Source organism: Micrococcus terreus, assembly GCF_900116905.1.
Lineage (GTDB): Bacteria > Actinomycetota > Actinomycetes > Actinomycetales > Micrococcaceae > Citricoccus > Citricoccus terreus.
Genome location: NZ_FPCG01000007.1, coordinates 1 through 23,582 on the forward strand (window position 1 = coordinate 1; position 23,582 = coordinate 23,582).

At 69.0% G+C, this 23,582-nt stretch carries 19 protein-coding genes; 12 read left to right on the forward strand and 7 right to left on the reverse strand.

Annotated elements, in window-relative coordinates:
• Positions 1-199: 199 nt before the first annotated feature.
• The 3 genes from BM355_RS09035 to BM355_RS09045 are packed head-to-tail and all read right to left on the reverse strand — an operon-like array spanning position 200 to position 6,689.
• On the reverse strand, positions 200-3,478 hold the full coding sequence (locus BM355_RS09035; RefSeq protein WP_245760705.1) for a type I restriction endonuclease subunit R: 3,279 nt from the start codon (positions 3,476-3,478) through the stop codon (positions 200-202).
• Positions 3,479-3,483: 5 nt separating this feature from the next.
• Positions 3,484-4,731, reverse strand: coding sequence for a restriction endonuclease subunit S (locus tag BM355_RS09040; RefSeq protein WP_143109464.1), 1,248 nt, complete (start codon positions 4,729-4,731; stop codon positions 3,484-3,486).
• Positions 4,728-6,689 carry a type I restriction-modification system subunit M gene (locus BM355_RS09045; protein ID WP_091697551.1) on the reverse strand — a complete coding sequence of 654 codons (1,962 nt, stop codon included), beginning with the start codon at positions 6,687-6,689 and terminating at the stop codon, positions 4,728-4,730. Before BM355_RS09045 ends, BM355_RS09040 begins: the two co-directional genes overlap by 4 nt.
• 266 nt (positions 6,690-6,955) lie before the next feature.
• Here BM355_RS09045 and BM355_RS09050 point away from each other — a divergent pair, with 266 nt between their 5' ends.
• Genes BM355_RS09050 through BM355_RS09060 form a run of 3 tightly spaced genes read left to right on the forward strand, consistent with a single transcriptional unit; the run spans position 6,956 to position 10,410 of the window.
• Positions 6,956-8,008 carry a pseudouridine synthase gene (locus BM355_RS09050; RefSeq protein WP_091697553.1) on the forward strand — a complete coding sequence of 351 codons (1,053 nt, stop codon included), beginning with the start codon at positions 6,956-6,958 and terminating at the stop codon, positions 8,006-8,008.
• Positions 8,005-8,613 carry a DedA family protein gene (locus tag BM355_RS09055; RefSeq protein ID WP_091697556.1) on the forward strand — a complete coding sequence of 203 codons (609 nt, stop codon included), beginning with the start codon at positions 8,005-8,007 and terminating at the stop codon, positions 8,611-8,613. The genes BM355_RS09050 and BM355_RS09055 overlap by 4 nt, the downstream gene beginning before the upstream one ends.
• Complete coding sequence (locus BM355_RS09060) at positions 8,614-10,410, forward strand: hypothetical protein (RefSeq protein ID WP_091697559.1); 1,797 nt, start codon at positions 8,614-8,616, stop codon at positions 10,408-10,410. It abuts the gene before it with no gap.
• A gap of 66 nt (positions 10,411-10,476) precedes the next feature.
• Here BM355_RS09060 and BM355_RS09065 read toward each other — a convergent pair whose 3' ends face one another.
• Positions 10,477-10,785 carry a hypothetical protein gene (locus BM355_RS09065; protein ID WP_091697561.1) on the reverse strand — a complete coding sequence of 103 codons (309 nt, stop codon included), beginning with the start codon at positions 10,783-10,785 and terminating at the stop codon, positions 10,477-10,479.
• Between the two features lie 34 nt (positions 10,786-10,819).
• Here BM355_RS09065 and BM355_RS09070 point away from each other — a divergent pair, with 34 nt between their 5' ends.
• From BM355_RS09070 to BM355_RS09095, 6 genes are all read left to right on the forward strand, one after another.
• On the forward strand, positions 10,820-11,683 hold the full coding sequence (locus tag BM355_RS09070; protein ID WP_091697563.1) for a DUF1684 domain-containing protein: 864 nt from the start codon (positions 10,820-10,822) through the stop codon (positions 11,681-11,683).
• Positions 11,684-11,812: 129 nt separating this feature from the next.
• Positions 11,813-12,964, forward strand: a complete 1,152-nt coding sequence (locus BM355_RS09075) for an NADH:flavin oxidoreductase/NADH oxidase (protein WP_091697566.1) — start codon at positions 11,813-11,815, stop codon at positions 12,962-12,964.
• Between the two features lie 88 nt (positions 12,965-13,052).
• Positions 13,053-13,829: a glutamine amidotransferase gene (locus tag BM355_RS09080; RefSeq protein WP_091697569.1), complete on the forward strand. Its 777-nt coding sequence runs from the start codon at positions 13,053-13,055 to the stop codon at positions 13,827-13,829.
• A 78-nt stretch (positions 13,830-13,907) separates the two neighbouring features.
• Positions 13,908-14,447, forward strand: a complete 540-nt coding sequence (locus BM355_RS09085; protein ID WP_091697571.1) for an NUDIX hydrolase family protein — start codon at positions 13,908-13,910, stop codon at positions 14,445-14,447.
• Between the two features lie 3 nt (positions 14,448-14,450).
• Complete coding sequence (locus BM355_RS09090) at positions 14,451-15,377, forward strand: DUF6707 family protein (protein WP_091697574.1); 927 nt, start codon at positions 14,451-14,453, stop codon at positions 15,375-15,377.
• 185 nt (positions 15,378-15,562) lie between these two features.
• Positions 15,563-16,516 (forward strand): hypothetical protein, encoded by a 954-nt coding sequence (locus BM355_RS09095; RefSeq protein WP_091697575.1) that lies wholly within the window; start codon positions 15,563-15,565, stop codon positions 16,514-16,516.
• A gap of 88 nt (positions 16,517-16,604) precedes the next feature.
• On the opposite strand, the gene BM355_RS09100 is transcribed toward BM355_RS09095, so the two are convergent.
• The gene (locus BM355_RS09100; RefSeq protein WP_342715255.1) at positions 16,605-17,435 is read right to left on the reverse strand and encodes an FUSC family protein; all 831 of its coding nucleotides are present in this window, start codon (positions 17,433-17,435) and stop codon (positions 16,605-16,607) included.
• A 489-nt stretch (positions 17,436-17,924) separates the two neighbouring features.
• Between BM355_RS09100 and BM355_RS09105 the strand changes: the two genes are divergently transcribed.
• Entirely contained in the window at positions 17,925-19,340 is a 1,416-nt protein-coding gene (locus BM355_RS09105) for a tRNA guanosine(34) transglycosylase Tgt (RefSeq protein ID WP_091697578.1), read from the forward strand.
• Between the two features lie 39 nt (positions 19,341-19,379).
• On the opposite strand, the gene BM355_RS09110 is transcribed toward BM355_RS09105, so the two are convergent.
• Positions 19,380-20,135, reverse strand: a complete 756-nt coding sequence (locus tag BM355_RS09110; RefSeq protein WP_091697581.1) for a TetR/AcrR family transcriptional regulator — start codon at positions 20,133-20,135, stop codon at positions 19,380-19,382.
• Between the two features lie 125 nt (positions 20,136-20,260).
• On the opposite strand from BM355_RS09110, the gene BM355_RS09115 reads away from it, so the two are divergent.
• A complete protein-coding gene (locus tag BM355_RS09115) occupies positions 20,261-21,472 on the forward strand; it encodes an acyl-CoA dehydrogenase family protein (protein ID WP_091697583.1) in 1,212 nt (403 codons plus the stop codon).
• Between the two features lie 85 nt (positions 21,473-21,557).
• Entirely contained in the window at positions 21,558-23,204 is a 1,647-nt protein-coding gene (locus BM355_RS09120) for an AMP-binding protein (RefSeq protein ID WP_091697586.1), read from the forward strand.
• 10 nt (positions 23,205-23,214) lie between these two features.
• Here the strand turns inward: BM355_RS09120 and BM355_RS09125 are convergent, their stop codons facing one another.
• Complete coding sequence (locus BM355_RS09125) at positions 23,215-23,538, reverse strand: putative quinol monooxygenase (RefSeq protein WP_091697589.1); 324 nt, start codon at positions 23,536-23,538, stop codon at positions 23,215-23,217.
• Positions 23,539-23,582: the final 44 nt, after the last annotated feature.

The following is a 23,582-nucleotide window of genomic DNA, read 5'->3' on the forward strand; positions in this document are numbered from 1 at the left end:
GATCCCACTGCTCGTCCGTGAACACCCGATACCGCGATCCCGTTGACCTCACCCGACCAGCCTGCCCCGAGCCTCATCACCGATAAGGGAGACACGCCCTAGTTGACCTGCTCTGGTCGTGGGCGAACCCACGTAGTCGCACCACGTGGGGGGCACCTGTTGCGCCGTCTTTGCTAGTTTTGCGAGTTTTGCCAAGCCCTCAAGCCTGCCGCTCCTGCTCCCTCACTGCGCCCGTGTTCCACGGTGACGAGTTCTCGCCGTCGTACTCCACCGCCACGGACCCTTCCGCGTAGTCGGCCTCGCCCAGAGCCTCGTCCACGGTGCCACCGGTGGCCGCCCCGCCACCGCGCACCTTCCAGTACAGGTACTCGCCGATCGCCGCGACGATCATCTTCGACGGGTCCCCGCCGCGCCCCACGATGTCCGTCATCTTCGCGAAGGCGTCCTCGTTCGCGTACACGGCGCCCATGGCGGACCGTTCCAGGTTGGGGCTGGCCAGGAACTGCTCCAGCGAGTTCGCTCCGGCCTGGCCCAGCAGCTTCTCGTCCTCCATGAGCGGCGCCACGAGGGCACTGACCCACGCCTCCTGCTGGGACGGGGAGGCGTCCACGCCTTCACCGGCGAAGATCTCGTTGATCTTCTCGATCACTTCCTCCAACGGACCGCGCTGCTTCTCCCGCACCTGCCCGCCACCCACAGCGGTCGTCCCCTTCAGCGCGGCCCCACCGGTCAGCCCGATGTCCCCCGAGGACGTCTTCTTCTGCCGAATGCTCACCAGCTGCACATCACTCAGGTCAATCAGCTCCTCACCGCCGGGCTGATCGCCCACGAGCTGCACCAGGTGCCGCAGGAACAGCGCCCGCTTGTAGTGCTCGGTGTCCCCGAACTCGTAGATCTGGGAGAGGAAGTCGTAGAGGCTGACGAAGGACCGCATGTCCTTGCGCACCAGCACGAGCTCAGTCACGCGCGTCTCGTCCTGGTTCATCCGCGCATGCGCCAGCTCCTTGCGGAACCGGTAGGCCACGGGCTCCAGCGCGGCCTGCAGGCCCTCCTGCCCGCTCCCCGGCTTCCATGCCACCCACACGTCGGCGAACGCGTCGACCTCGTCCCAGTCGTACAGGCCCGCGGCGTCGAGCTTCGTCCCCAGGTCATGGATCAGGTTCGGGTCCGTCACCGTCTCCAGCTTCGCGCCGGCGTAGTACGGCTCGAAGGCGGCCTGGATGTCGTCTTCGGTGTTCACGAAGTCCAGCACGTAGGTGGTGTCTTTGCCGGGCGCCGCACGGTTCAGCCGGGACAGCGTCTGCACGGCCAGCACGCCGGAGAGCTTTTTGTCCACGTACAGGGCGCAGAGCTTCGGCTGGTCGAAGCCGGTCTGGTACTTGTTGGCCACGATCATCACCTGGTAGCCGTCCCCGTCGAACGCCTTCGCCAGGTCGCCGGTCACGGACGGGTTCATGGACCGCTCGGTGACCTTCTCGAGCCCGAACTCGTCGTCGGTGATCTCACCGGAGAACGCCACCAGCGTGCCCACGTCCGTGTACCCCATGTCCTGGATGTACTGGTCCATCTGGCGCTTGTACCGGACGGCGGCGGCGCGGGAGTCGGTGACCACCATGGCCTTGGCCTGCCCGTCGAGCAGTCCGGCCACGTTGGCGCGGAAGTGCTCCACGATGATCTTGACCTTCTGCGCGATGTTCGTCGGGTGCAGCTTGACCCACCGCATAAGCTTCTTGCTCGCCTCGGTCTGGTCCACTTCGGTGGTCAGCTTCCCGACGGCGGCCCGGTCGCCTTCCGGACGGAACTCGCCCTTCTGTCCGGCCAGGGCCAGCTTGAAGGCGGTGTCATAGTTGGTGAAGTTCTTCAGCACGTCGAGGATGAACTCCTCCTCGATGGCCTGCTGCATGGTGTACCGGTGGAAGGATGCCGGGATCTCCTGGCCCTTCTCGTCGTACTCGCCGGAGGGGCGGCCGAACATCTGCAGGGTCTTGTCCTTCGGGGTGGCGGTGAAGGCGAAGAAGCTGATGTTCTCCGGGCGCCCCGTGGCGGCGACCTCGGCGGCGAGGATGGACTCGGTGTCCACTTCTCCCCCGTCGGCGAGGTCGGCCTGCTCGTCCGGGGTGAGCACACGCTTGAGCTTGGCTGCGGCGGAGCCGGTCTGGGAGGAGTGCGCCTCGTCCGCGATCACCGCGTAGGTGCGGCCGGCGAGCGTCGAGTCACCTTTGAGGAGCTCGAGCACGGCGGGGAAGGTCTGCAGTGTCACCACGATGATCCGGTTGCCCTGCAGCAGCGTCTGCTTCACCAGGGCGGACTTGCTGGTGGCCTCTCCCCCGAGGTTCTTGCGGTCCACGGCCACCACGGTGCCGGAGGTCCGCTCGATCTGCCGGACGGCCTCCTGAAGCTGGTCGTCCAACACGGTGCGGTCGGTGACCACGATGACCGAGTCGAACACCCGCTGCTCGTCCGCCCCGTAGGTGGAGAGCAGCCGGTGGGCGGTCCAGGCGATGGTGTTGGTCTTGCCGGAGCCCGCGGAGTGTTCGATCAGGTAGGACTGCCCGGCGCCCTCTTCGCGGACGGCGGCGAGCATCGTGGTGACGGCCTCCCACTGGTGGAAGCGCGGGAAGATCAGCGTGGACTTCCGGCGCGAGCGGCCATGTTCGTCCTCCACGGTCTCTTTCTTGAGGAAGACGAACTTTTGGAGGATCTCGAGCCAGGTGTCCCGCTGCAGGATCCGTTCCCACAGGTAGGCCGTGGAGGAACCGCCGTTCGGGTTGAGCGGGTTGCCGGCACGGCCGTTGTCGCCCTGGTTGAACGGCAGGAAGAAGGTGTCCTTCCCGGCCAGCTTGGTGGTCATCCAGACCTCGCGGTTGGAGACGGCGAAGTGGACCACGGCGCGGGTGCCGAAGCCGAACAGCGGCGTGGCCTTCGGGTTGCGCTCGCGGTACTGCTTCTTCGCGTGGCCGATGGACTGGGTGGAGTCGGTCTTCAGCTCGATCGTCGCCACGGGCAGGCCGTTGACGAACAGCACCAGGTCCACGGACTGGTTGGTGGCCGGGTTGAAGTGCACCTGACGCATCACGCGCAGCCGCATGCGCTCGTAGGAGGCGACGGCGGCCGGGTTCAGGTTCGTGGCCGGCCGCGGCTCGGCCATGCGCAGGGTGGCGGAGGTGCCGACCTTGAAGCCCTTGCGAAGCACGTTGAGCGTGCCGCCGACGCCGGTGTCCTGCGGCTTGTTCAGTACGTCGATCAGACGGGTGGTGATCTGGTCCCGCTGCGCCTGCTGGGCAGAGGCCGGGGCATCCGCCTTCACGATGCGCCCGTAGTCCTCCGGCTGGTTCTCGGCCAGCCAGGCGTGGACGTCCTCGGGGAAGATCGCGTTCTTGCGGTCGTAACCGTCATCGTTGGCCGAGTAGAGCCAGCCGTGCTGCTCCAGGTACTCGCAGATGTAGGTCTCGAGCTCGCTCTCGTTGTGGATGGCCATGGCGGTCAGTCCTCCGTGGGGATCTCGATCTGGCCGGTGACGGCGGCGGTGATGAGCGCGGCACGACGCTCCTGGGCGAGCTCGATGAAGCGTTCGGCCTTGGCGATGAGCGCGTCGATCTTCGCGGTCTCACGTTCCCAGCGCAGGACGATGTTGGCTCGAACGTCGGGGGCGGGCACCGCGATCGGCAGCTGCGCGGCAACCGTCGTATTCATGCGTTGGCGCGTCGATCCGTGCGCCAGCTGGAGCACCATCTCACGAGTCTGCGGAGCGTTCAGCGCGATCACCATGTAGCGGGGATCCGCTCCCGGCCGAAGTCGCAAGCGGAAGCAGTCCGCCTTATTGATCGCCGGACCAAGCCCGTCTGGGACTACGGCGGTTCGACCGAGTGGGACGCTAGAGTCCCCGAGCCCAGCCATGACGAGGTCGCCAGGGCGGACCGAGTACCGCTTCAGCCGCTCGCCATACTCCGGGGAGATATAAGCTTCGTCCTCGTTTTTAAAAACGCCAGCTCCGATATTGCCCAGACGGATGACGCGCACGCCCCCATCGGTGTAGTGGGCAGAAGTAAGCGCAGAGCCAAACGGGCCGTCCGAGATGGCATAGACATGACGCTTCAGCGGCAATGGAGGCACCGTCTCAAGAACTGTGGCGTAGATTTTCCGCCACGACGCCTCCATGCGCTCTCGCAGTCCCGCGATGAGATGCCGTTGTTTCTCGATCAGGGCGTCGATCGTGGCGGTCTCGCGGTCGAGGTAGTCCGCGATTCGTTGCTGCTTTGCGAACGCAGGCACCGGAATCGACATTCGACGGAACTTGCTCGCGCTGAAATTGTCGATGGTGGAGCGGACTGCCCCCAGCTCCAATTGATCGAGGTGGTCGCGCGATTGCGTCCACCAAGCCACGTAACGCGGGTGGACTTTCGTGGTGTCTGGCCGGAACCTGACGAGATAACCGGCAAAGCAGATCTCTTGGCCAGCAGGGACTAGATAGCTGGTGCCAAGCGAACCTGCAGCAGTCATGAGCAGGTCACCAGTTGAAGCCATGGCTGCACTCGCGATCTCAGCAGGAAGCCCCATAGCTTTCGACTCGTCGAGAGTAAACAAGCCGCTGATGTCTGTCGTCCGAACGTAACGAACCGATCCTTCGTCGAGCCCCTGGGCTGCTTCACCTAGGCCGTTCGCTATGGGCACTTTGCTTACGTACCCGAGATGTACACGCGGCGTTTTTTCAGGTTCAGATCGCGTACTCACCGCTCCACCTCCTGCAACAGCTGGATGATCTCGGCGGTGAGCTGCTTGAGCTCGGCGTCGATTTCCTCGAGCGGACGTGGCGGCACGTACCTATAGAACAGTCGGGTGAAGGGGATCTCGTAGCCGATCTTCGTCTTGGACTCGTCGATCCAGGCGCCGGGCACGTGGGGGACGACCTCGGCCTCGAAGTACTCGTGGATGTCCCGGCCGAAGGGCACGAGTTCGGTGTCGCGCAGCGAGGTGTCCGGCTCCGGCTCGCCCTTCCCGTTCTTCACGACCTCCGCCTCGGGGTCGTGCACACCGATCGCCCCGGTCAGGGCCTTCACCAGCGGGGCGCCGGCGGTCACGCCGTGCTCCTTCAGCGCCTTCTTCAGGTCGATCACGAAGGTGGGCTGGTGGTTCCAGTCCCGGCCACGCAGGGAGGCGAGGGCGGTTTCGAGAGCCGAGCGGCCGTCGTCGGGAAGCTTGTCCACCGGCTTGGTGGCGAGCGCCGCCGCGATGGTGGCGTCCTCCACCTCGAAGCGCAGCTGCAGCGGGCGCTCCACGGTGATCTCCCGGTAGCCGAAGTCCTGCGCGGTGAGGACCTTGGAGAATTCGGCGTTGGCCTCGGACTGGGCGTCGAAGTCTCGGTAGATGTCCAGCACACGCTGGCGGTCCGCCTTGGACAGCTCCTTGTTCTTCGAGCCCACGTTGCGGCGCAGCTTGGTGAAGAACGTGCGGGCGTCGATCAGCTGCACTTTGCCGCGGCGGTCTGCCGGCTTGTTGTTGTCCAGCACCCACACGTAGGTGGCGATGCCGGTGTTGTAGAACATGTCCGTGGGCAGCGCGACGATCGCGTCCACCAGGTCCGACTCCAACAGCCAGCGGCGGATCTCGGACGGGCCCGAGCCCGCCCCGCCCGTGAACAGCGGGGAGCCGTTCAAGACGATGCCGGCCCGACCGCCACCCTCCGAGACCGGACGGAGCTTCGAGGCCACGAGCTGGAGGAACAGCATCTGGCCATCGCTGATGGCGGGGGTGCCGCCCGGGAAGCGGTTCGTGGCGCCACCGGCGGCGATCTCCTTCTCCACCGCGGTGCGGGAGGCCTTCCAGTCGCCGCCATAGGGCGGATTGGAGAGGACGTAGTCGAAGCGTTCAGTCAGGTGGGCGTCATTCTTGAGGGTGTCCCCGCGGGCGATGCCGTCCGCGTCCTGACCCTTGCCGAGCAGCTCGGACTTGCAGATGGCGTAGGACTGGTCGTTGAGCTCCTGCCCGAACAGGCGAACCTCCGCGTTCGGGTTCATGCGGCGCAGCCGCTCGTCCAACAGGGACAGCATGCCGCCGGTGCCGGCCGTGGGGTCATAGACGGTGCGGACCGGGTAGCCGGTGAGGACGTCGTCGTCGTTGGCCGTGAGCAGGTCCACGAGGAGCTTCACCGCGTCGCGCGGGGTGAAGTGCTCACCGGCGGTCTCATTGGAGGCGGCGGCGAAGCGGCGGATCAGGTCCTCGAAGAGGGTCCCCATCTCCGCGTTGGACACGGTCTCCGGGGAGAGATCGATGGAGGCGAACTGCTGCAGGACCAGGAAGAGGCGGTCGTGCTCGTCCAGCTTGGCGACCGTCTTGTCGAATTCGTAATAGGTGAACAGGTCCGCCACGTTCTGGGAGAACCCGTCCACGTAGGCCAGCAGGTTCGTGCGGAGCAGGTCCGGCTCCTGCAGGATGCGGTCCAGGGTGAAGGGGCTGAGGTTGTAGAACGTCAGGCCCGTGCGGGACTCCACCAGGTTGTCCAGGACGAAGTCCGGATGACCCTTGGCCGCCAGCTCCGCGAAGAACTCCCGGTGCGGGTCCATGACCGCCTCCATACGGCGCAGGATCGTCATGGGCAGGACGAGGGTGCCGTATTGGTTCGGCTTGAACACGCCACGCAGCTGATCCGCGATCCCCCACACGAAGTTCGAGAGGTTCTGGGGAGAGGGCATGGCGGCGGGGCCTTTCGGAGCACGGCGGGGTGGTCTGTTCCGGCCATTCTTACACTGACAGGCCGTCCACCCCGGTGTCTTGGACTGAGTTGAGTCCCTCGGCGCCTCACCGCGGCGCGGAACCTCTACCTACAGTTCTTGTACGCATCGCTGACCGGCAGAGGCGATCTTCACGCGAAGAACGCATCCGTCCTGCAGAGCGCCTCCGGACGCTGGGACATCCCTCGCCCGCCCTGTCCGTCATTCCGGTCTGCCACAATGGGGCCGTGCCCCTGACGTCCCCGCTGCCCGTGCGCAACGGGGTCAATGCCACCCGGCTGCGCCTGCCGGACACCGGCTGGGACACCGCACTGGACTACGTGCTGCACCGGTTCGGGCACGTGGACCCGGAGGGCATCCGCCGCCGCTTCCGCACCGGGGAGGTCCGTGCCGCTGACGGCACCGCCCTCACCGAGACCACGCCGCTGGGCGTCCACGAGTTCCTCTGGTACTACCGTGAGGTCCCGCACGAGGACCCCATCCCGGGTGAGCTGACCATCCTGCACCAGGACGAGCACCTGCTGGCCGTGGACAAGCCGCACTTCCTGCCCACCACCCCCGGCGGCCGGTTCATCCAGCAGTCCGCCCTGGTCCGGCTGCGCAACGAGCTCGGCCTGGACCACCTGGTGACCATCCACCGCCTGGACCGGGCCACCGCCGGCGTGCTGCTCTTCTCCACCAACACCGAGACTCGCGGGGCCTACCAGGTGATGTTCGAACGCCGCCACATCCACAAGGTCTATGAGGCGGTCTGCGCGGTCCCGCAGGCCCCGTCCCCCCACGGTCAGGAGCGTCCCGACGACGCCACGCACCCGGCGCTGGCACGGTTCCCCCTGGTCTTCCGCAACAGGATGGAGAAGACCAAGGGCGTGCTGACCGCCCAGGTCATGGAGTACTCCGCGCAGGACTCCGGCCGCTCCCCCGGCGGAGCGGCCCGTTCCGGACGGAAGACGAACCGGCCGCCGGTGGGGGCGAACGCCGAGACCCGGATGGAACTGATCCGAGCGGGTGTCTCCGCGGGCACCTGGGAGGGGGCCGCCGTCGGGCATGTCAGGCTCTTCCCCCGCACCGGCAAGACCCACCAGCTGCGCGTCCACCTGGCCGCGCTGGGACTGGGGATCCTGGGCGATCCGTTCTATCCCGTCCTGCAGGATGTGGCGCCGGATGACCACTCTCGGCCGTTGCAACTGCTGGCCCGCTCGATCGGGTTCACGGACCCGCTGAGTGGTCAGGAACGGGAGTTCACCTCTGGACTGGAGCTGCAGGAGCGGCCTCGGTGAGCGGTGAGTCGCTGGACCCGGCGTGGGTCGAGTCCCTGGGCTGGTGGTTCCACGCCCTGACCGCCCTGCTGGTGGCCCTGGATGCGCCCATCCCGCCGGTGCCCAGCGAGCTGTTCGTGATCGGCTCCGGGGCGCTGGCGCTGAACGGGTCCCTCGGGCTGGTGCCGTCGGTGCTGGCGGCCTGGCTGGGCTGCTGGGCCGGGGATGTGGGTCTCTACGCCCTGTTCCGGCACCGGCTGACCGGACTGCTGGACCGCGCCTCCTGGGGCCAGCGGATCCACCGCGGGATCCTGCGCCTGCTGGACAAGGCCGGACCCGCCCCGAGCTACGCCCTGCTGTTCGTGCTGCGCTTCGTCTCCGGGGGTCGGACGGCGTCCATGGCCGCGGCCGGGATCGCCGGGATCCCCTGGCGGCCGTTCCTGTTGCTCTCCGGCGTGGGTTCCCTGGTGTGGGCGGTGTACATGGTGGGCCTGGGATGGTTGACGGGCTCGGCGACAGGCCTGCCGTTCTGGGTCAGCGCACTGATCGGGATGGGTTTGGGTACTCTTGCAGGGTTGATGATCGCGGGGATCATCGCGGTACGACGACGCTCCCGGGAGGCCTGAGTGACGGACGAGCAGTCCACCTCCTCTGCCGCGCTGGAACGCATGAAGGCGGCGGCCGAGGCACGGTCCGCACCGGCGAACCCGGTGGCGGAGCCCCGGACGAGCGCGCCCTCCGGCAGCTCTGCCCCCGTTGAAGCAGCCCCGACCGGTGAACCAGCCCCGCAGACCACCCGGCCCGCACCCCCGGCCTCTCAGCCCACGCGCTCGCCCAGCTCCGTCACGCGACTGCGCCACGCCCGGCTCGAGGAGCAGCAGGACACCCGCACCCAGGTGAACCGGTGGCTGGACTCCCTGGGCGGACCGGACTGGGACGAGGTCTCGGACGCGATCTATGAGTCGCCGGCACGCACCCGCGAGGCCCTGAGACAGGCCCGCGAACGCCGAGTGGAGAACCAGCGCCGCCGGGCTGAGGAGAAGGAACGTCTGGCCGCCGAGCGTGCGCGCGAGGCCGAGGAGCGGGCCGACCGCGAAGCCCGGGAACGCGCTCAGGCCGAGGCGGATCGCCGTGAGGCTGAACGCCTGGCGGCCGAACATGCGCGTGAAGAGGAGCTGCGCCGTGAGGCCGAGGCGATCCTGGAGCAGCAGCGCGCCGAAGAGCAGGCCCTGCGTGAGGAGATGGAGCGCGAGGAGGCGGCGGCCGCCCTGGTCCGTCAGCAGGAGCGCGAGACTGCCGCCCTGCGCCAGGCCGCTCGCGAGGAGGACGGTTCCGACCACGTCCCCCCGGCCCACCGCCGCCCCATGCTGCAGCAGCCCGGTGAGGACCTGACCGACGCCGAGCTGCTGGCACGTGCCCGCGAGTCCCTGCCCGAATGGCGCCGACGTGACCGGATCGTGGAGAAGGCCCAGGCGATCGAGGCCGCCACTCAACGGCATCAGAGTGCCCTGGCAGCCCCCGTCTCCGAGCCGATGCACGAGCCTGCGCCCCGGGCCTACATCCCCCCGTACAACCTGCCCTCCACCGATCCGGACCCGGAGCCCACCAGCGGTGACCTGCTCCGGCGGATCGCGGTGACCCTGGCCTGGGCCGGGTTCGTGGTGGCCGGCATGTGGAGCCTGGGCATGCTGGGCGAACGCCCGATGCTGCACGAGCTGGCAGACGGCCGCTACGGCTCCGACGTCTCCATGCTGTCCATGGCCAGCTGGCATCTGGCGATCTGGCCCATCCTGTGGCTGGCCCTGGGTGTCCATGTGATCCACCAGTGGCTGCCCTCCCAGATCTCGGCGGACCGGCAGCGCACCACCGGCTGGAGGCTCACCGCCGCGATGGCCGGAGTGGGCCTCTGGCTGCTGCTGACCCGGCTGGGCCTGGCCTGGTTCGACGTCTTCGTGTGGCTGGCGATCGGGTACCTGCTGGTGGACACCGTCCATCAGCTGAACCTCTACACCGCGCGGACACGCACCGAGCGCGTCATCACCGACGGCATGATCGGGCTGTTCACCGGCTGGGCGATCGTCTTCACCGCCTCGGTGGTCTCCACCTGGCTCCAGCGCGCCGGGGTGGACATCCTCTGGATCCCCGGGTCCCTCTGGGCCGTGCTGACCCTGGTGGTGGTCATCTGGGGCACCGCCATGCTGACCATGACCGAGCGCGGCCGCATCACCATCGCCCTGGGCCTGGCCTGGGGTCTGGCCGCCATCCTGGGCACGCGCCTGATCGGCCCCATGCAGTCGGTGTGGGTGGCGATCGTGGCGGCCATGGGCGCGTTCATCGTCCTGCTGGCCACCGAGAGCCGGCGGTACCGGATCAACCACGCCGAGCACCGGGCCGCCCTGGGCCACGAGGTCGAGGACTTCTGATCGCCTGAGGTGACCGGCCGTCGTCGGGACCCTCTGTGCACAGCCTGATCGGCCGCACTCAGCGGCTCAGCTGACCGGTTCCCAGCGGCCCCTGCTGCGGCGCAGGATCTCCAGCCGCCCCGTGGTGGCGACCTCCTGCACGGCCTCTCGCATCCGGTGCGCGGCGCCGATCGCGTCCCGGGCCTCGCCCTGCCAGGTGGACTCCGGCACCGTGAACCGCAGCACGATCCGCGGCACCCGGGCCACCACCTCGATGTCCTTGGCCTCCACGGTGTGCGTGGCGGCGACGGCGAGCTCGGCCTGTTCCATCACCTCGGGAGGGGTGTGGCCGGGCAGCAGGTCGCCGATCTGGAGTCGGGCGCGGAAGGAGGGCATGGGTCCAGTCTAGGAATCGGGGCAGACTGGGGGCATGCCTGAGACCGCACCGCGCACCGGACCGTACACCGCCGAGGAGACCGCCGCCTGGGAGGACTTCCGGCGGCAGCGGTGGGAGGGTCTGGCCGTGCGCCACGGGTGGCTGTCCCTGACCGGGTTCCAGTGGCTGGCCGAGCAGCCTGCTGCCCTGACGGTGGACGGTGAGGACCTGCCGGGCCGCTGGTGGACCCAGGACGGTCAGGCGGTGCTGGAGGCCGCTGCCGCTGACGGCTGGGTGCTGCGCGAGAGCGGTGAGCCCGTGGACGGCCAGGTGCGGGTGGGTGCCCAGGAGAACGGCTCGGTGATGTGGGTGGAGCGGGGCGCCCTGCTGGTAGAGGCCGGTCTGCGGGATGGCCGGTGGATGCTTCGCGTGCGCGACGGCGGCGCCGACCTCCAGCGGTTCGCTCCCCTTCCGGTGTGGCCGGCCGAGGGTCCGTGGCGGCTGCCAGCACGGTGGGAGCCGTGGGAGCGGCAGCAGACCCGACGGATCGGGACCATCCGCCCGGACACCGGCGGCTGGGCGACCCTGGACGGGGAGCTGGTGCTTCAGGTGGACGGTGTGGAGCACCGACTGGCCGGCAGTGCTGGCGGCGTGGAGGCGGACGGGACGTATGACCGGGTCACCGTGACCTTCCACGACCGCACGAACGGGGTGAGCTCCGCGGCATGGCGGTTCCTGACCGTGGAGCTGGACGAGCGCGCGCGGCCGGGCGGTCCGGCGGTGAGTGCCGTGGCGGACTTCAACCGGAGCCTGAACTACCCCATGGCGTTCAGCCCGCACGCCACCTGCCCAGCGCCCGTGCCGGAGAACCGGCTGCCCTTCGAGGTGTCAGCCGGTGAGAAGGCCGTCCGCCGCTGATCCGTCAGACCCTCTGCGACTCATCAGGGCGGATGCCGACCTGATGAGTCGCAGAGGCTGAGACGGACGGACCGGACGGTGCTGCCTGCGCTCGGAATAGCGCACGGGGCCTGCGGGGTTGTGCCGGGCATGACCAAGCTCTTCGATCCCGTGTCCCTCGGCGCCCTGACCCTGCGCAACCGTCTGATCCTGCCGCCCATGTGCCAGTACACCGTGGCCGCCAAGGACGGCGTGCCGGTACCGTGGCATCTGGCCCACCTCGGTGCGCGTGCCGCCGGCGGGTTCGGGATGGTGGTGGCCGAGGCGACCTCGGTGACCCCGGAGGGCCGGATCTCCGACCAGGACACCGGCCTGTGGAACGAGGCGCAGGCGGACGCCTGGAAGCCCGTGACCGAGTTCATCCGCTGGCAGGGTGCCGTGGCCGCCGTGCAGATCGCCCACGCCGGCGCCAAGGCCTCCACTCCCGCAGATCACCCCGGCAATTCCCGCCAGCCCCTGCCCGTGGGTGAGGGAGGCTGGGAGACCGTGTCGCCGTCGGGAATCCACCCGGTCTCCGGGCTGGGACCCACGCGCGCGCTGACCGATGACGGCGTGGAGAAGCTCATCGGCGCCTGGGGCGAGGCCGCACGCCGGGCGGTGGAGGCCGGGTTTCAGGTGGTGCAGATCCACGCCGCGCACGGCTACCTGATCCACCAGTTCCTCTCCCCCGTGACCAACCGGCGCACCGACCGGTGGGGTGGCTCCTGGGAGAATCGGACCCGGTTCCTGAAGCGGATCGTGGACGCCGTGGTGGACGCCGTCCCGGACGAGGTGCCCGTGGGCGTCCGGTTCTCCGGCTCGGACTGGCTGCAGGACAGCTGGGGCATCGAGGACACCGTGGCCCTGGTGCGCGAACTGGTGCCGGCCGGGGTGCAGTGGGTGGACCTGTCCTCCGGCGGGATCGGGGACACCTATCAGGGTCCGAAGGGGCCGGGCTACCAGGTGCCGCTGGCCGAGCAGGTCAAGCGCGAGACCGCCGATCTGCGCACTGTGGCCGGACAGCCCCTGCTGATCTCCGCCGTGGGATCCATCACCGATCCGCAGATGGCCGCCGACGTGGTGGAGGAGGGCCGCGCGGACGCCGTGGGGATCGGACGGGCGGCCCTGGTGCGCCCGAACTGGCCCGTGGAGGCCGCTCAGGCACTGGAGGACGAGCGCTACCGCGAGCAGATGGCCCCGGAGTACCACCGCGGTGTGTGGGGCCGGCTGGACCGCCCTGCGGAGGCCCTGGCCTCCCGCTGACCTGCGGGGCACCCCTGGTGCACCGTCATGCTCAGGTGGGGGCCGTCGTCGGGAACTGCGCATGTCCTGCCCGGATTAGGCTGGATCCGTGCTCCCCTTCCTGCTGATCCAGACCCGCTCCGACGACTCCGCCGCGGCCGATGAGCTGCGTTCCACCACCGAGCTGGGCGGGTTCGCGGAGGGGCAGCTGGCGGCGCTGCGGCTGGACCAGGAAATGGCCCCGCATGTGGGTGATCCCGGCACGGACCAGCGGCCCGGGTACGACTGGTCCGCCCTGCTGGCCGAGCATTCCGGGGTGATCCTGTGCGGCAGCCCCTACAACTCCTCGGACCCGGACGAGCTGAAGTCCGACCTGCAGCTGGCCGTGGAGGCGGAGCTGCGGCGGATGCTGGACGTGGTGGTGGAGCAGGACGTGCCGTTCATGGGGGCCTGCTACGGCGTGGGGACGCTGGGGCTGCATCAGGGCGCCACCGTGGACGGCACCTACGGGGAACCGGCGGGCGTGGTGTCCGTGAGCGTGACCGAGGCCGGGTCTGCAGACCCGCTGCTGGAGGGCTTGGACCCCGTGTTCGATGCCTACGTGGGCCACAAGGAGGCGGTGAGTCGGCTGCCCGAGCACGCCGTGGTGCTGGTGCGCGGAGAGAGCTGCCCGGTGCAGATGTTCCGGATCGGGCAGAACATGTACGCCACCCAGTTCCACCCCGAACTGGACCAGGAGGGGCTGCTGCACCGGCTGGAGGTCTACGCGGACCGCGGGTACTTCGACCCCGCCGAGGCCGATCAGCTGTTCGCCTCCATCCGCGCCTCCGTGGTCACCCAGCCCCAGCGCGTGCTGTCCAACTTCGTGCGCCGCTACGCGCAGTAAGGGTCTGCCCCGGCCAGTTCTGCGTCCCCACGGTCCGGCGGCGTGACCGTGTCCGTGGACTCGGGTAGAACAGAGGGCATGAGCGTGCGCACCCCTGACCCGAATCCCGGGTGGCTGTCGGAAGAGGATCTCTATGAGGCCCGACGCCGCCTGCCCATGGTCTACGTGGAGGCGCTGCCCGTGCGGCTGGACGCCCTCGGGTACGTCTCGGAGATCGGCCTGCTGTACGTGGCGGACACGGACGGCCACTTCTGCCGCACCTTCGTCTCCGGTCGCGTGATGTACCGCGAGACCATCCGCGCCGCCCTGATGCGCCACCTGGAGAAGGACCTCGGCCCCTTCGCCCTGCCCCAGCTGCCGCCCTCGATCACCCCCTTCACTGTGGCCGAGTACTTCCCGGCACCGTCCGAGACCGGGCTGACCGATGACCGTCAGCACGCCGTCTCCCTGGCCTACCTGGTCCCGGTGGCCGGTGAGTGCAGCCCCCGCCAGGACGCCCTCGAGCTGACCTGGCTGACCCCGGAGGAGGCTCTCAGCCCAGAGATCCAGTCCGAGTTCATCGGCGGCCGCGGGAACCTGGTGCGCCAGGCCCTGGCCCACGTGGGCTGGGGGCGCTGAGACATGGCAGAGTCACCTTCCCGTCAGTCCGCTTCGCGCCGTCCCGACGGCGGCGGAGACTACCTGAGGTCAGTCCGGGCCGCGCAGGTCCAGGCAGGCGATCGCTTCCTCACCCGGCAGGGTGATCCCTCGGCCCCGGTGGAGTCCGTGCGGACCACCCGGGACGACTTCGGCACCCCCGCCCTGGTGGTGGCCACGCTCTCGGACGGACGCGAGGTCCGGATCGCCTATGGCTCCACCATCCGCGTGCGCACCGCCCGGCCGGCCGCCGCGCTGGATGCCGCCACCGACCTGGCCGAGGTGGAGGAGGGTTCGCCGGAGGCCGTGATCGTGCAGATCGCCCAGCGGCATCCGGATGAGCAGCGGGTGCTGGGACTGGCCGCCAAGCTCTCCCGCGGGATCAACATGCGCTCGGGGTCCCAGCTGGAGGACATCGACACCCTGGCCAAGTACCTGTTCACCGACCTGGACGACTCCGACGGTGCTCTGCAGGCCACCGAGCTGCTCACGGACCTGCCGTTCGACGGTGCCATGGGCCGCTGGAAGTCGATCGAGTCCGCCCTGGCTCTGGCCGCGAACATCCACCACCACCGCGGCGAGGACGAGATGGCACGTGCGTTCGGCTCCCGCCTGGCCGAACCGGATGAGGCGGAGACGGACCACCTCAAGGCCAAGCTCACCGCGGAGTTCCGACAGCGCCAGCTCAACGAGCCGAACCTGTACGACCGGGAGATCGCCCGCGCCCACGCCATGGGCGATCTGGAGACCGAGCGCAGCTGGCGCGACCAACGCCTGGCCACCCTGATGTACCTGCGGGCCCGCGGCGGCTCCGAGACGCTGAGTGACGAGGAACTGGACCGCCGGGTGAACCGCGAGGTCGCTGCGGTGCGTGAGCTGGCCCAGCGCATCGCCGCCCAGAACCAGGGCTGAGCATCTCCCTTCCACGTTGACCCAGAAGTCGTGGTGACCATCAGAGGCCATGGTCACCACGACTTCTGGGTCAAGAGAGACCCGCACCCCGGCGGCTCCTGCACAGCCGCCCCTGCGTGCCTCGTTCTCCACAGTCCGCTCAGTCATCGCTGACCTGACGGCGCAACGCGGGACAGGGTGGAGCCATGCCCTCACGCCCCACCCCACTTCCCGACGATGCGCCGCAGACCGTGCTGAGCACGCGGCGTGCGAAGCGGATGGGCCTCTCCCGCAGCCGAACTCGTGCCTCTGACATGGATCAGCTCGGACGGGGTCTGAGGCTGCGCGCTGGCACGGTGCCGGACGAGTTCGAACTGCTCACAGCACTCCAGGAGCTGTACCCCCAGGCCGTGTTCTCGCATGAGACGGCGGCGCGTCTCTGGGGCATGTGGCTGCCCTCGAACGGCCCGCGTCCGAGGCCTCACCTCTCCCGAACCCGCAGTCGTGGAGGAACGGTCCGCAGCCCCCACGCCATCGGCCACGAGCTGTCGGATGCGGCACCGGTCCTGGAGCACCGGGGCCTCAGGGTCACCTCACCGGCCTGGACCTGGACTGACCTGGCCCATCCCCTTCCCACGGTCCATGACCTCGTCGCAGCAGGGGACAGTCTCCTCCAACGTCAGGACGGTCCCTCGGGGCAACGCCACGTCGGCATGCACCCGCTCTCGCAGCTCGACGACCTGCACCGACTGGTGTCCACTCGACGACGTTTCAGAGGACGCCGGGCAGCACTGGATGCGTTGCCACTGCTGGTTGAGAACGTCGATTCAGCCGCCGAGACGTCCACTCGGCTCATGGTGGTCGAGGCCGGGTTCCCTCCGCCCCTGGTCAATCCGCAGCTTCGGTTGGATGACGGGACCTGGTTCCGTCCAGACCTGGCCTGGCCGGATCTGAAGATCTGCATCGAGTACGAGGGAGACCATCACCGCACCGACCGTGACCAGTTCCGCAGAGACATCAGCCGAGACCGCCGGATGAGGGTGAACGGCTGGATCCAACTCCGAGTCACGGGCGCCATCTTCACCCACTACGGCCAGCAGCAGTTCCTGAAAGACCTGCGGGCCGCCTTCCGACAAGCCGAGTCAGGCTCACGTCCTTGAGCCAGAACCAATGGTGGGCATCAGAAGTGAAGGTCACCACTGGTTCTGGATCAACAGGGGGGCTAGGGCTGCGTGCGTCAGCGGCGTGCTACGGCAGCTCGCGGGCAGGGTCTGGGGAGCGGCGGACCCACTTGCGCCAGGCCCAGGGATAGAGCACGCACACCATGCCGACCACAGCACCGATCACCGTCTCCACCGCACGGTCGTAGATCAGGCCACCCCGGTCCACACCCAGACCCGGCACCCCAGCCTCTGCCGCAGCGCCTGCAGAGGCCAGCACGGTGGAGAGAAGCGCCAACGGCGTGACCACCATCTGCGCCAGCACGTACTGCCGCGCGATGTACATCTCCGCCAGGAACTGCAGCAGCGCGATCAGCACCACCACGGCCCACAGCGGCGGGTCCAGCCACAGCACCACGGCCAGCACCCCGAGGCCCAGGAACGTCCCGATGATGCGCTGCAGACCACGGTTGACGCGGTACCGCGTGGAGTGGCCCACCAGGGGCACCACGGCGGCCACCATCGCCCAGTAGGAGTGCCCGATCCCCAGCACCGGTCCCAACAGGGTGGCCAGCACACCGGCCACACCGGCGGCGATCACGTACCACATGGCCTCCAGGCGGATCAGCCGCCATCGACCCGCCGGAAGGGGTTCGCGTTCAGGCCAGTGGAATGGCGCACGCCGGGACGGCAGGACCCGGGAGGACATCCCCACGAACACCGAGAACGCCACCACCAGCACTGCCGTCAGCATGGCCTGGCCCAACGGCGGCTGATACGGGACGGAGGCCACCGCGGCGAACGCGAAGATGTGGAACAGCGAGCCCGCAGGCCGCTGGTCCCAGTACGCCGCGAGCACGGCGCAGACGCCGGCCACCACGGTGGCCCAGGCGACCAGGGCCCAGGGGGCGCGTGGCATCCGCCCACCCGGCGCGGGCCACCAGGGTCCCAGCCAGCAGCACCGCGACCATCAGTCCCCCGCCGCGCAGCTGCGAGCGGAGGCGCAGCCCATGCGGCTGGTTCCGCCCGTAGATGGCGGTGAACGCACCGAACGAGGCGAATACCGCCAGGTCCACCCGGTCCAGCACCAGCAGCAGGATCAGTGGGACGAACACAGAGACCGCACACCGCACGCCGACCTCGTGGTCGCGGTTCGCCGGGGCGATGGTGAACAGCGAGGGGATCGGGTTCACATCAGCCAGTCGCATGCTCCGTCACCTTCCTGTACACCGTGTCGTCATCGGTCGTCTGCTGCCCGCCCACGAGCACCTGGTGATCCAGAACCAGTGGCGAGCATCAGCTCTGATGGTCACCACGACTTCTGGTTCAACGGGGGGTGGGGAGGTTCAGGGCCAGCCCGGTCAGCCCCGGTCACCATCAGGCCCGTCCGATACATACCATGGAGACCATGCCCTCAGAACAGCCCTCGGCCCCCACTGTGACCGATCAGACGCCCGGATCCACGCTCGGCGAACCCGGCCCGGCACCTGCCGCCGCCTCACCGCGGGACTTCAGCTTCGCCGTCGGGAAGCGCCTGACCGGACCTGACGGGAGCCCGCGCCTGGGTCGGACCGGGACCATCACCACACCCCACGGGCAGATCCAGACCCCGGCGTTCATCCCGGTGGCCACCCAGGCCACGGTCAAGGCGGTGCTGCCGGAGGCCATGTCCGCCCTGGGGGCACAGGCACTGCTGGCCAACGCGTACCACCTGTACCTGCAGCCCGGCGCGGACCTGCTGGACGAGGCCGGCGGGCTGGGCGCGTTCATGAACTGGCGCGGGCCCACGTTCACGGACTCGGGTGGGTTCCAGGTGATGAGCCTGGGCTCGGGGTTCAAGAAGGTGATCGACATGTCCGGACCGAAGGCGCCAGAGGGCCAGGGTGCGGACGACGCCGTGGCTCCGGGCAAGGAGCGCCTGGCGAACGTGGACGAGGACGGGGTCTGGTTCACGTCGCACCTGAACGGGGACCGGCACCGGTTCACCCCGGAGGTCTCGGTGGGGATCCAGCATCAGCTCGGCGCGGACATCATGTTCGCCTTCGACGAGCTGACCACCCTGCACAACTCGCGCGGCTACCAGGAGGAGGCGCTGGAGCGGACCCGGAAGTGGGCCCAGCGCTGCCTGGACGAGCACGCGCGGCTGACCCAGGAGCGCGCCGGCAAGCCGTACCAGGCGCTGTTCGGGGTCATCCAGGGCGCCCAGTACGAGGATCTGCGCCGCAAGGCCTGCCAGGACCTGGCGGGGATGCGCACCGAGTTCTCGGTGGACCAGGCAGGGCTTCCCGACGACGGCCAGTCCACTCCCAGCGCGGCGTCCGGCACCCTGGAGAACGGCTTCGACGGCTACGGGATCGGGGGCGCGCTGGAGAAGGAGAACCTGGGGACCATCGTGGGCTGGTGCTGCCAGGAGCTGCCCGAGGACAAGCCCAAGCACCTGCTGGGCATCTCGGAACCGGATGACATCTTCACCGCCGTGGAGAATGGGGCCGACACCTTCGACTGCGTCTCCCCCACCCGGGTGGCCCGCACCGGCGCGTTCTACACCTGGGACGGCCGCTTCAACCTGCCCGGGGCCAAGTACAAGCGCGACTTCGGCCCGCTGATGGAGGGCTGTGACTGCTACACGTGTGCGCACTACTCCCGGGCGTACATCCACCACCTGATCAAGGCCAAGGAGATGGTGGCGCACACGCTGATGTCCATCCACAACGAACGGTTCACGGTGAACCTGGTGGACCGGGTGCGCGCGTCCATCCAGGACGGGACGTTCTACGAGCTCAAGGACGAGGTCCTGGGGCGGTACTACGCGGCCAAGGCGTGATCCGCGGCTGCACCGAGCCGGACTGGTGCCCTCCTGCGGTCAGGACAGCGCCTTGCGGACGGCCTCCACGATCTGCTCGCGGTCGGCGTGCTCGCCCACCAGCGTCACCACGGCCACGGGGCGCTGGGGGGCTTCCTCGATGGTTGACCGGGCCGCGTCCGGCCCGGCGGCATAGCCCTGCAGGAGGACCTGGATGAGCTTCTGTGCCTGCTCGGAGAGCTCGTCCACCACACCGTCCTGAGGGTCGCGGATCCAGCGGCGCAGGCAGGCGTTGTGCAGGGCCACCCCGGCTCCGGCCAGCGAGGCTGAGAGCGCCTCGGCATCGGCGGGACCCAGGCGCGGACCGCGCAACGAATCCTGCTCCAGCCGGCCGCGCAGCCACCGACGGAACACCCGTTCGTACCCGTGGGAGGTCAGCAGCTCACGGTTGCGCAGCGCCGGGGACTGACGCAGGAGACGATGCCGGACCTGCGTGCGATCCCGGTCCTCCAGGTGGTGGCGGAACACCAACAGCAGTCCCTGCCGCAGGGCGGAGGCGGTGTCATGGTCCGTGGTGGAGAGGTAGGCCTCGAGCTGCTCGAGCATGGTCTCGTGGTCCAGGAACACCAGGTCCTCCTTCCCCCCGAAGGTGCGGAAGAAGGTCGCCCTGCTCATGCCGGCCTCACGGGCCAGCTCGTCCACGGTGGTGGCATCCCACCCCTGAGTGTCCAGGCGTTGGAGCAGCGCGGTCAGGTGCTGATCCACCAGGGCTCGCTGACGCGTCCTGGCCAGCTCACTCATCGCAGTGGCCTCCATGGCACGCCTCCTCGGTCCGAACTGCCCTGCCCCTCATGATACTCAATACCTTGACATGAGACTCGGTCTCACCGCACAGTAGGGGAAGTTCCACCTGCCGTACCGATCACTCACAGGGAGACTCCATGAGCGCGCAGCACCCCACCGCCGAACCTGACTACCAGGTCAGCGACGCCCTCGACACCGATGCCTACGGCATCTACGCCGGGCTGACCGCCGAGGACCGGGCCGTGGCCGACCGGGTGCGCGCCTTCCTCACCCCGGAGGTGCTCGGTGAGATGCGCCAGGCCTGGGACCGAGCCGAGTACCCCCTCTCAGTGGTCCAGCAGATGGGGCAGCAGGACCTGCTGCGCGACGGCGTTCCCGTGGAGGGCATGCCCGAGGTCTCCCGCGTGGCCGCCGGCCTGGCCACCATGGAGATGGCCCGGGGTGACGGCTCCCTGGCCACCGTCATCGCCGTGCAGGGCGGTCTGGCCATGCGCTCCATCCAGCTGTGCGGATCCGAGGAGCAGAAGCAGAAGTACCTGCCCCCGATGGCCCGCGGCGAGCTGCTCGGCGCCTTCGCCCTGACCGAGCCCACGCACGGCTCGGACGCCGTGGGCCTGGAGACGACGGCGGACCGCACCGACGGCGGCTGGGTGATCAACGGACACAAGAAGTGGATCGGCAACGGCTCCGCCGGTGGCATCACCGTGGTGTGGGCCCGCTCCACCGAGGACCAGAAGGTCCGCGGGTTCATCGTCCCCCAGGAGTCCGAGGGATACAGCGCCAGCCCGATCCTGGGCAAGGTCTCCCTCCGGGCCATCCACCAGGCCGACATCGAGTTCCGCGACGTGTTCGTCCCCGAGGAGAACGTGCTGCCGGAGGCCACCTCCTTCCGGGACACCTCCCGCGTGCTGTTCTCCACCCGCGTGGGCGTGGCCTGGTCCGCCATGGGCCTGGCCCTGGGCTGCTTCGAGTCCGCCCTGCAGTACGTCCAGCAGCGTCAGCAGTTCGGCCGCCCGCTGGCCGCCTCCCAGATCGTCCAGGAGCGCCTGGCCCGCATGCTCTCCGAGCTGACCCAGGTCCAGCTGCTGGTGCTGCGCGCCGCCCAGCTGGAGGAGCGTGAGGAGCTCACCGGCGCCCAGGCCTCCCTGGCCAAGTACTCCGCCACGCGCGCAGCCCGCTCGATCGCCCAGAACGCCCGAGACCTGCTGGGCGGCAACGGCATCCTGCTGGAGCACCGCGTGGGACGGCACTTCGCCGACATCGAGGCCCTGCACACCTATGAGGGCACCGAGACCGTCCAGGCCCTGATCATCGGACGCGACCTGACCGGACACTCCGCCTTCGCCTGATCCGCCCGCCGAACCCCACAACGGCCCAGCCCTGGCCCGCCGACGGCCAGGAGCCCCGCGGCACACACCCCGAGAGGAACGGACCATGACCGCTGAGCAGCAGCCCACACCCCCGACCGACCAGGACCCGCCGCTGCAGGCCCAGCACGAGGCCCTGACCCCGCTGGCCTTCCTGGGGCGCTCGGCGGCCGTGTTCCCCGACCGTGAGGCCATGGTCTACGGAGACCGCCGCTCCACCTACCGCGAGTTCGGAGAGGAGGTCCAGCGCTTCGCCCGCGCCCTGCAGACCCACGTCCAGCCCGGTGCCACCGTCACCGTGATCGCCCCGAACATCCCCGAGATGCTGATGGCCCACTTCGCCGTGCCTCTGGCCGGCGGAGTGCTCAGCCCGCTGAACCCACGGCTGACCTCCCGGGAGCTGGCGTACATCCTGGACCACTCCGAAGCCGCCGTGGTCCTCGCTGATGGTGAGGTCTACGCCTCGGTGCGCGACGTCGTCGGGACACTGGACCGTGAGGTCCTGCTGGTGGAGATCGTGGACGAGCAGGCCGGGCAGAGTGCCACCGAGGGTGCCCTGACCTACACCGACTTCCTGGCCCAGGCGCCCGAGGGCCCGGAGCTGCCCTGGCGGGTGGCGGACGAGCAGGCCTCGATCAGCCTGAACTACACCTCCGGGACCACCGGTCCACCCAAGGGTGCCCTGTACACCCACCGCGGTGCGTACCTGGCCGCGCAGAGCTCGGTGTTCCACAACGGCTACACCGGCCAGACCCGCTATCTCTGGACCCTGCCGATGTTCCACTGCAACGGCTGGTGCACCCCGTGGGCGGTGACCTCCGCCGCCGGCACCCATGTCTGCCTGCGCGCGGTCCGTGAGGACGCCGTGTGGGATGCCTTCGACCACGAGGGCATCACCCACCTGTGCGGTGCACCGATCGTGTGCGCCATGGCCGTGGAGTCCCCGCGCGCCCACCCGCTGGACCGCCCCGTGCGGATGACCACCGCCGGGGCCGCACCGCCACCGAGCGTGATCGAGGGTCTGGAGGCGCTGAACATCACCCCCGTGCACGTCTACGGGCTCACCGAGGTGTACGGTCCCTTCACCATCTGCGAGCCGCAGGAGGACTGGGCTCAGCTGCCGGCCCAGGAGCGCGCGGTGCTGATGGCCCGGCAGGGCGTGCCGATGGTGCACGCCGGCCAGGTGGGCATCATGGACCCGGGCGGTCAGCTGCTGCCGGCCGATGGGCAGTCCCTGGGCGAGGTGGTGCTGCGCGGCAACGGGGTGATGAAGGAGTACTTCAAGAACCCGGAGGCCACGGCGGAGGCGTTCCGCGGCGGCTGGTATCACACCGGGGATCTGGGGGTGATGTTCCCCGACGGCTACATCAAGCTGATGGATCGGCTCAAGGACATCATCATCTCCGGCGGAGAGAACATCTCCTCGATCGAGGTGGAGTCCGTGCTGCACGCCCATCCGCAGGTGACCGACGCCGCCGTGGTGGGGGTCCAGGACGACAAGTGGGGTGAACGGCCGGTCGCCTTCGTGGTGTGCGAGGCCGGCTCCGGGCTGACCTCCGACGCTCTGCGCGCGCACTGCAAGGAGAGCCTGGCCGGGTTCAAGGTGCCGGACCGGATCGAGTTCGTGGACGAACTCCCCCGCACTGCCACCGGCAAGATCCGCAAGAACTCGCTGCGCTCGCTGCAGCAGGGTGGGCAGACGCAGGGCGCCTAGGGGCTCCTGATCAGTCCTCGATCTGCAGCTCGCCCATCTGGTCCCAGTCCTCGCCGTCCACCTGGCGGGAGATGATCTGCGGGGTCTTGACCAGCAGCGGGCGCATGGCCTCCAGCCCGGCCTGGAAGTGCTCGCTGCTCACGTGGGCCTCGGCGGCATCGTCCTTGAAGGCCTCCAGGAGCACGAACACCTGGGGGTCCTCCGGGGAGCGGTACCAGTCGAACCACAGGTTGCCCTCCTCGGCGCGGGTGGCCTGGGTGAACTCGGCCACCTCGTCCAGGAACCGCCCTTCGGCGTCGGGCTTGACGGTGAACTTCACGTTGATCAGGATCATGTCTCCAGCCTGTCAGGGGTGCGGCTGGGCTGCAACGTGGCCCC

Excerpts from the sequence above, each read along its gene's own strand:
- BM355_RS09035 (WP_245760705.1), bottom strand. The coding sequence starts at position 3,478 with ATGGCCATCCACAACGAGAGCGAGCTCGAGACCTACATCTGCGAGTAC.
- BM355_RS09045 (WP_091697551.1), bottom strand. The coding sequence starts at position 6,689 with ATGCCCTCTCCCCAGAACCTCTCGAACTTCGTGTGGGGGATCGCGGAT.
- BM355_RS09065 (WP_091697561.1), bottom strand. The coding sequence starts at position 10,785 with ATGCCCTCCTTCCGCGCCCGACTCCAGATCGGCGACCTGCTGCCCGGC.
- BM355_RS09070 (WP_091697563.1), top strand. The coding sequence starts at position 10,820 with ATGCCTGAGACCGCACCGCGCACCGGACCGTACACCGCCGAGGAGACC.
- BM355_RS09075 (WP_091697566.1), top strand. The coding sequence starts at position 11,813 with ATGACCAAGCTCTTCGATCCCGTGTCCCTCGGCGCCCTGACCCTGCGC.
- BM355_RS09085 (WP_091697571.1), top strand. The coding sequence starts at position 13,908 with ATGAGCGTGCGCACCCCTGACCCGAATCCCGGGTGGCTGTCGGAAGAG.
- BM355_RS09090 (WP_091697574.1), top strand. The coding sequence starts at position 14,451 with ATGGCAGAGTCACCTTCCCGTCAGTCCGCTTCGCGCCGTCCCGACGGC.
- BM355_RS09095 (WP_091697575.1), top strand. The coding sequence starts at position 15,563 with ATGCCCTCACGCCCCACCCCACTTCCCGACGATGCGCCGCAGACCGTG.
- BM355_RS09100 (WP_342715255.1), bottom strand. The coding sequence starts at position 17,435 with ATGCCACGCGCCCCCTGGGCCCTGGTCGCCTGGGCCACCGTGGTGGCC.
- BM355_RS09105 (WP_091697578.1), top strand. The coding sequence starts at position 17,925 with ATGCCCTCAGAACAGCCCTCGGCCCCCACTGTGACCGATCAGACGCCC.
- BM355_RS09110 (WP_091697581.1), bottom strand. The coding sequence starts at position 20,135 with ATGGAGGCCACTGCGATGAGTGAGCTGGCCAGGACGCGTCAGCGAGCC.
- BM355_RS09115 (WP_091697583.1), top strand. The coding sequence starts at position 20,261 with ATGAGCGCGCAGCACCCCACCGCCGAACCTGACTACCAGGTCAGCGAC.
- BM355_RS09120 (WP_091697586.1), top strand. The coding sequence starts at position 21,558 with ATGACCGCTGAGCAGCAGCCCACACCCCCGACCGACCAGGACCCGCCG.
- BM355_RS09125 (WP_091697589.1), bottom strand. The coding sequence starts at position 23,538 with ATGATCCTGATCAACGTGAAGTTCACCGTCAAGCCCGACGCCGAAGGG.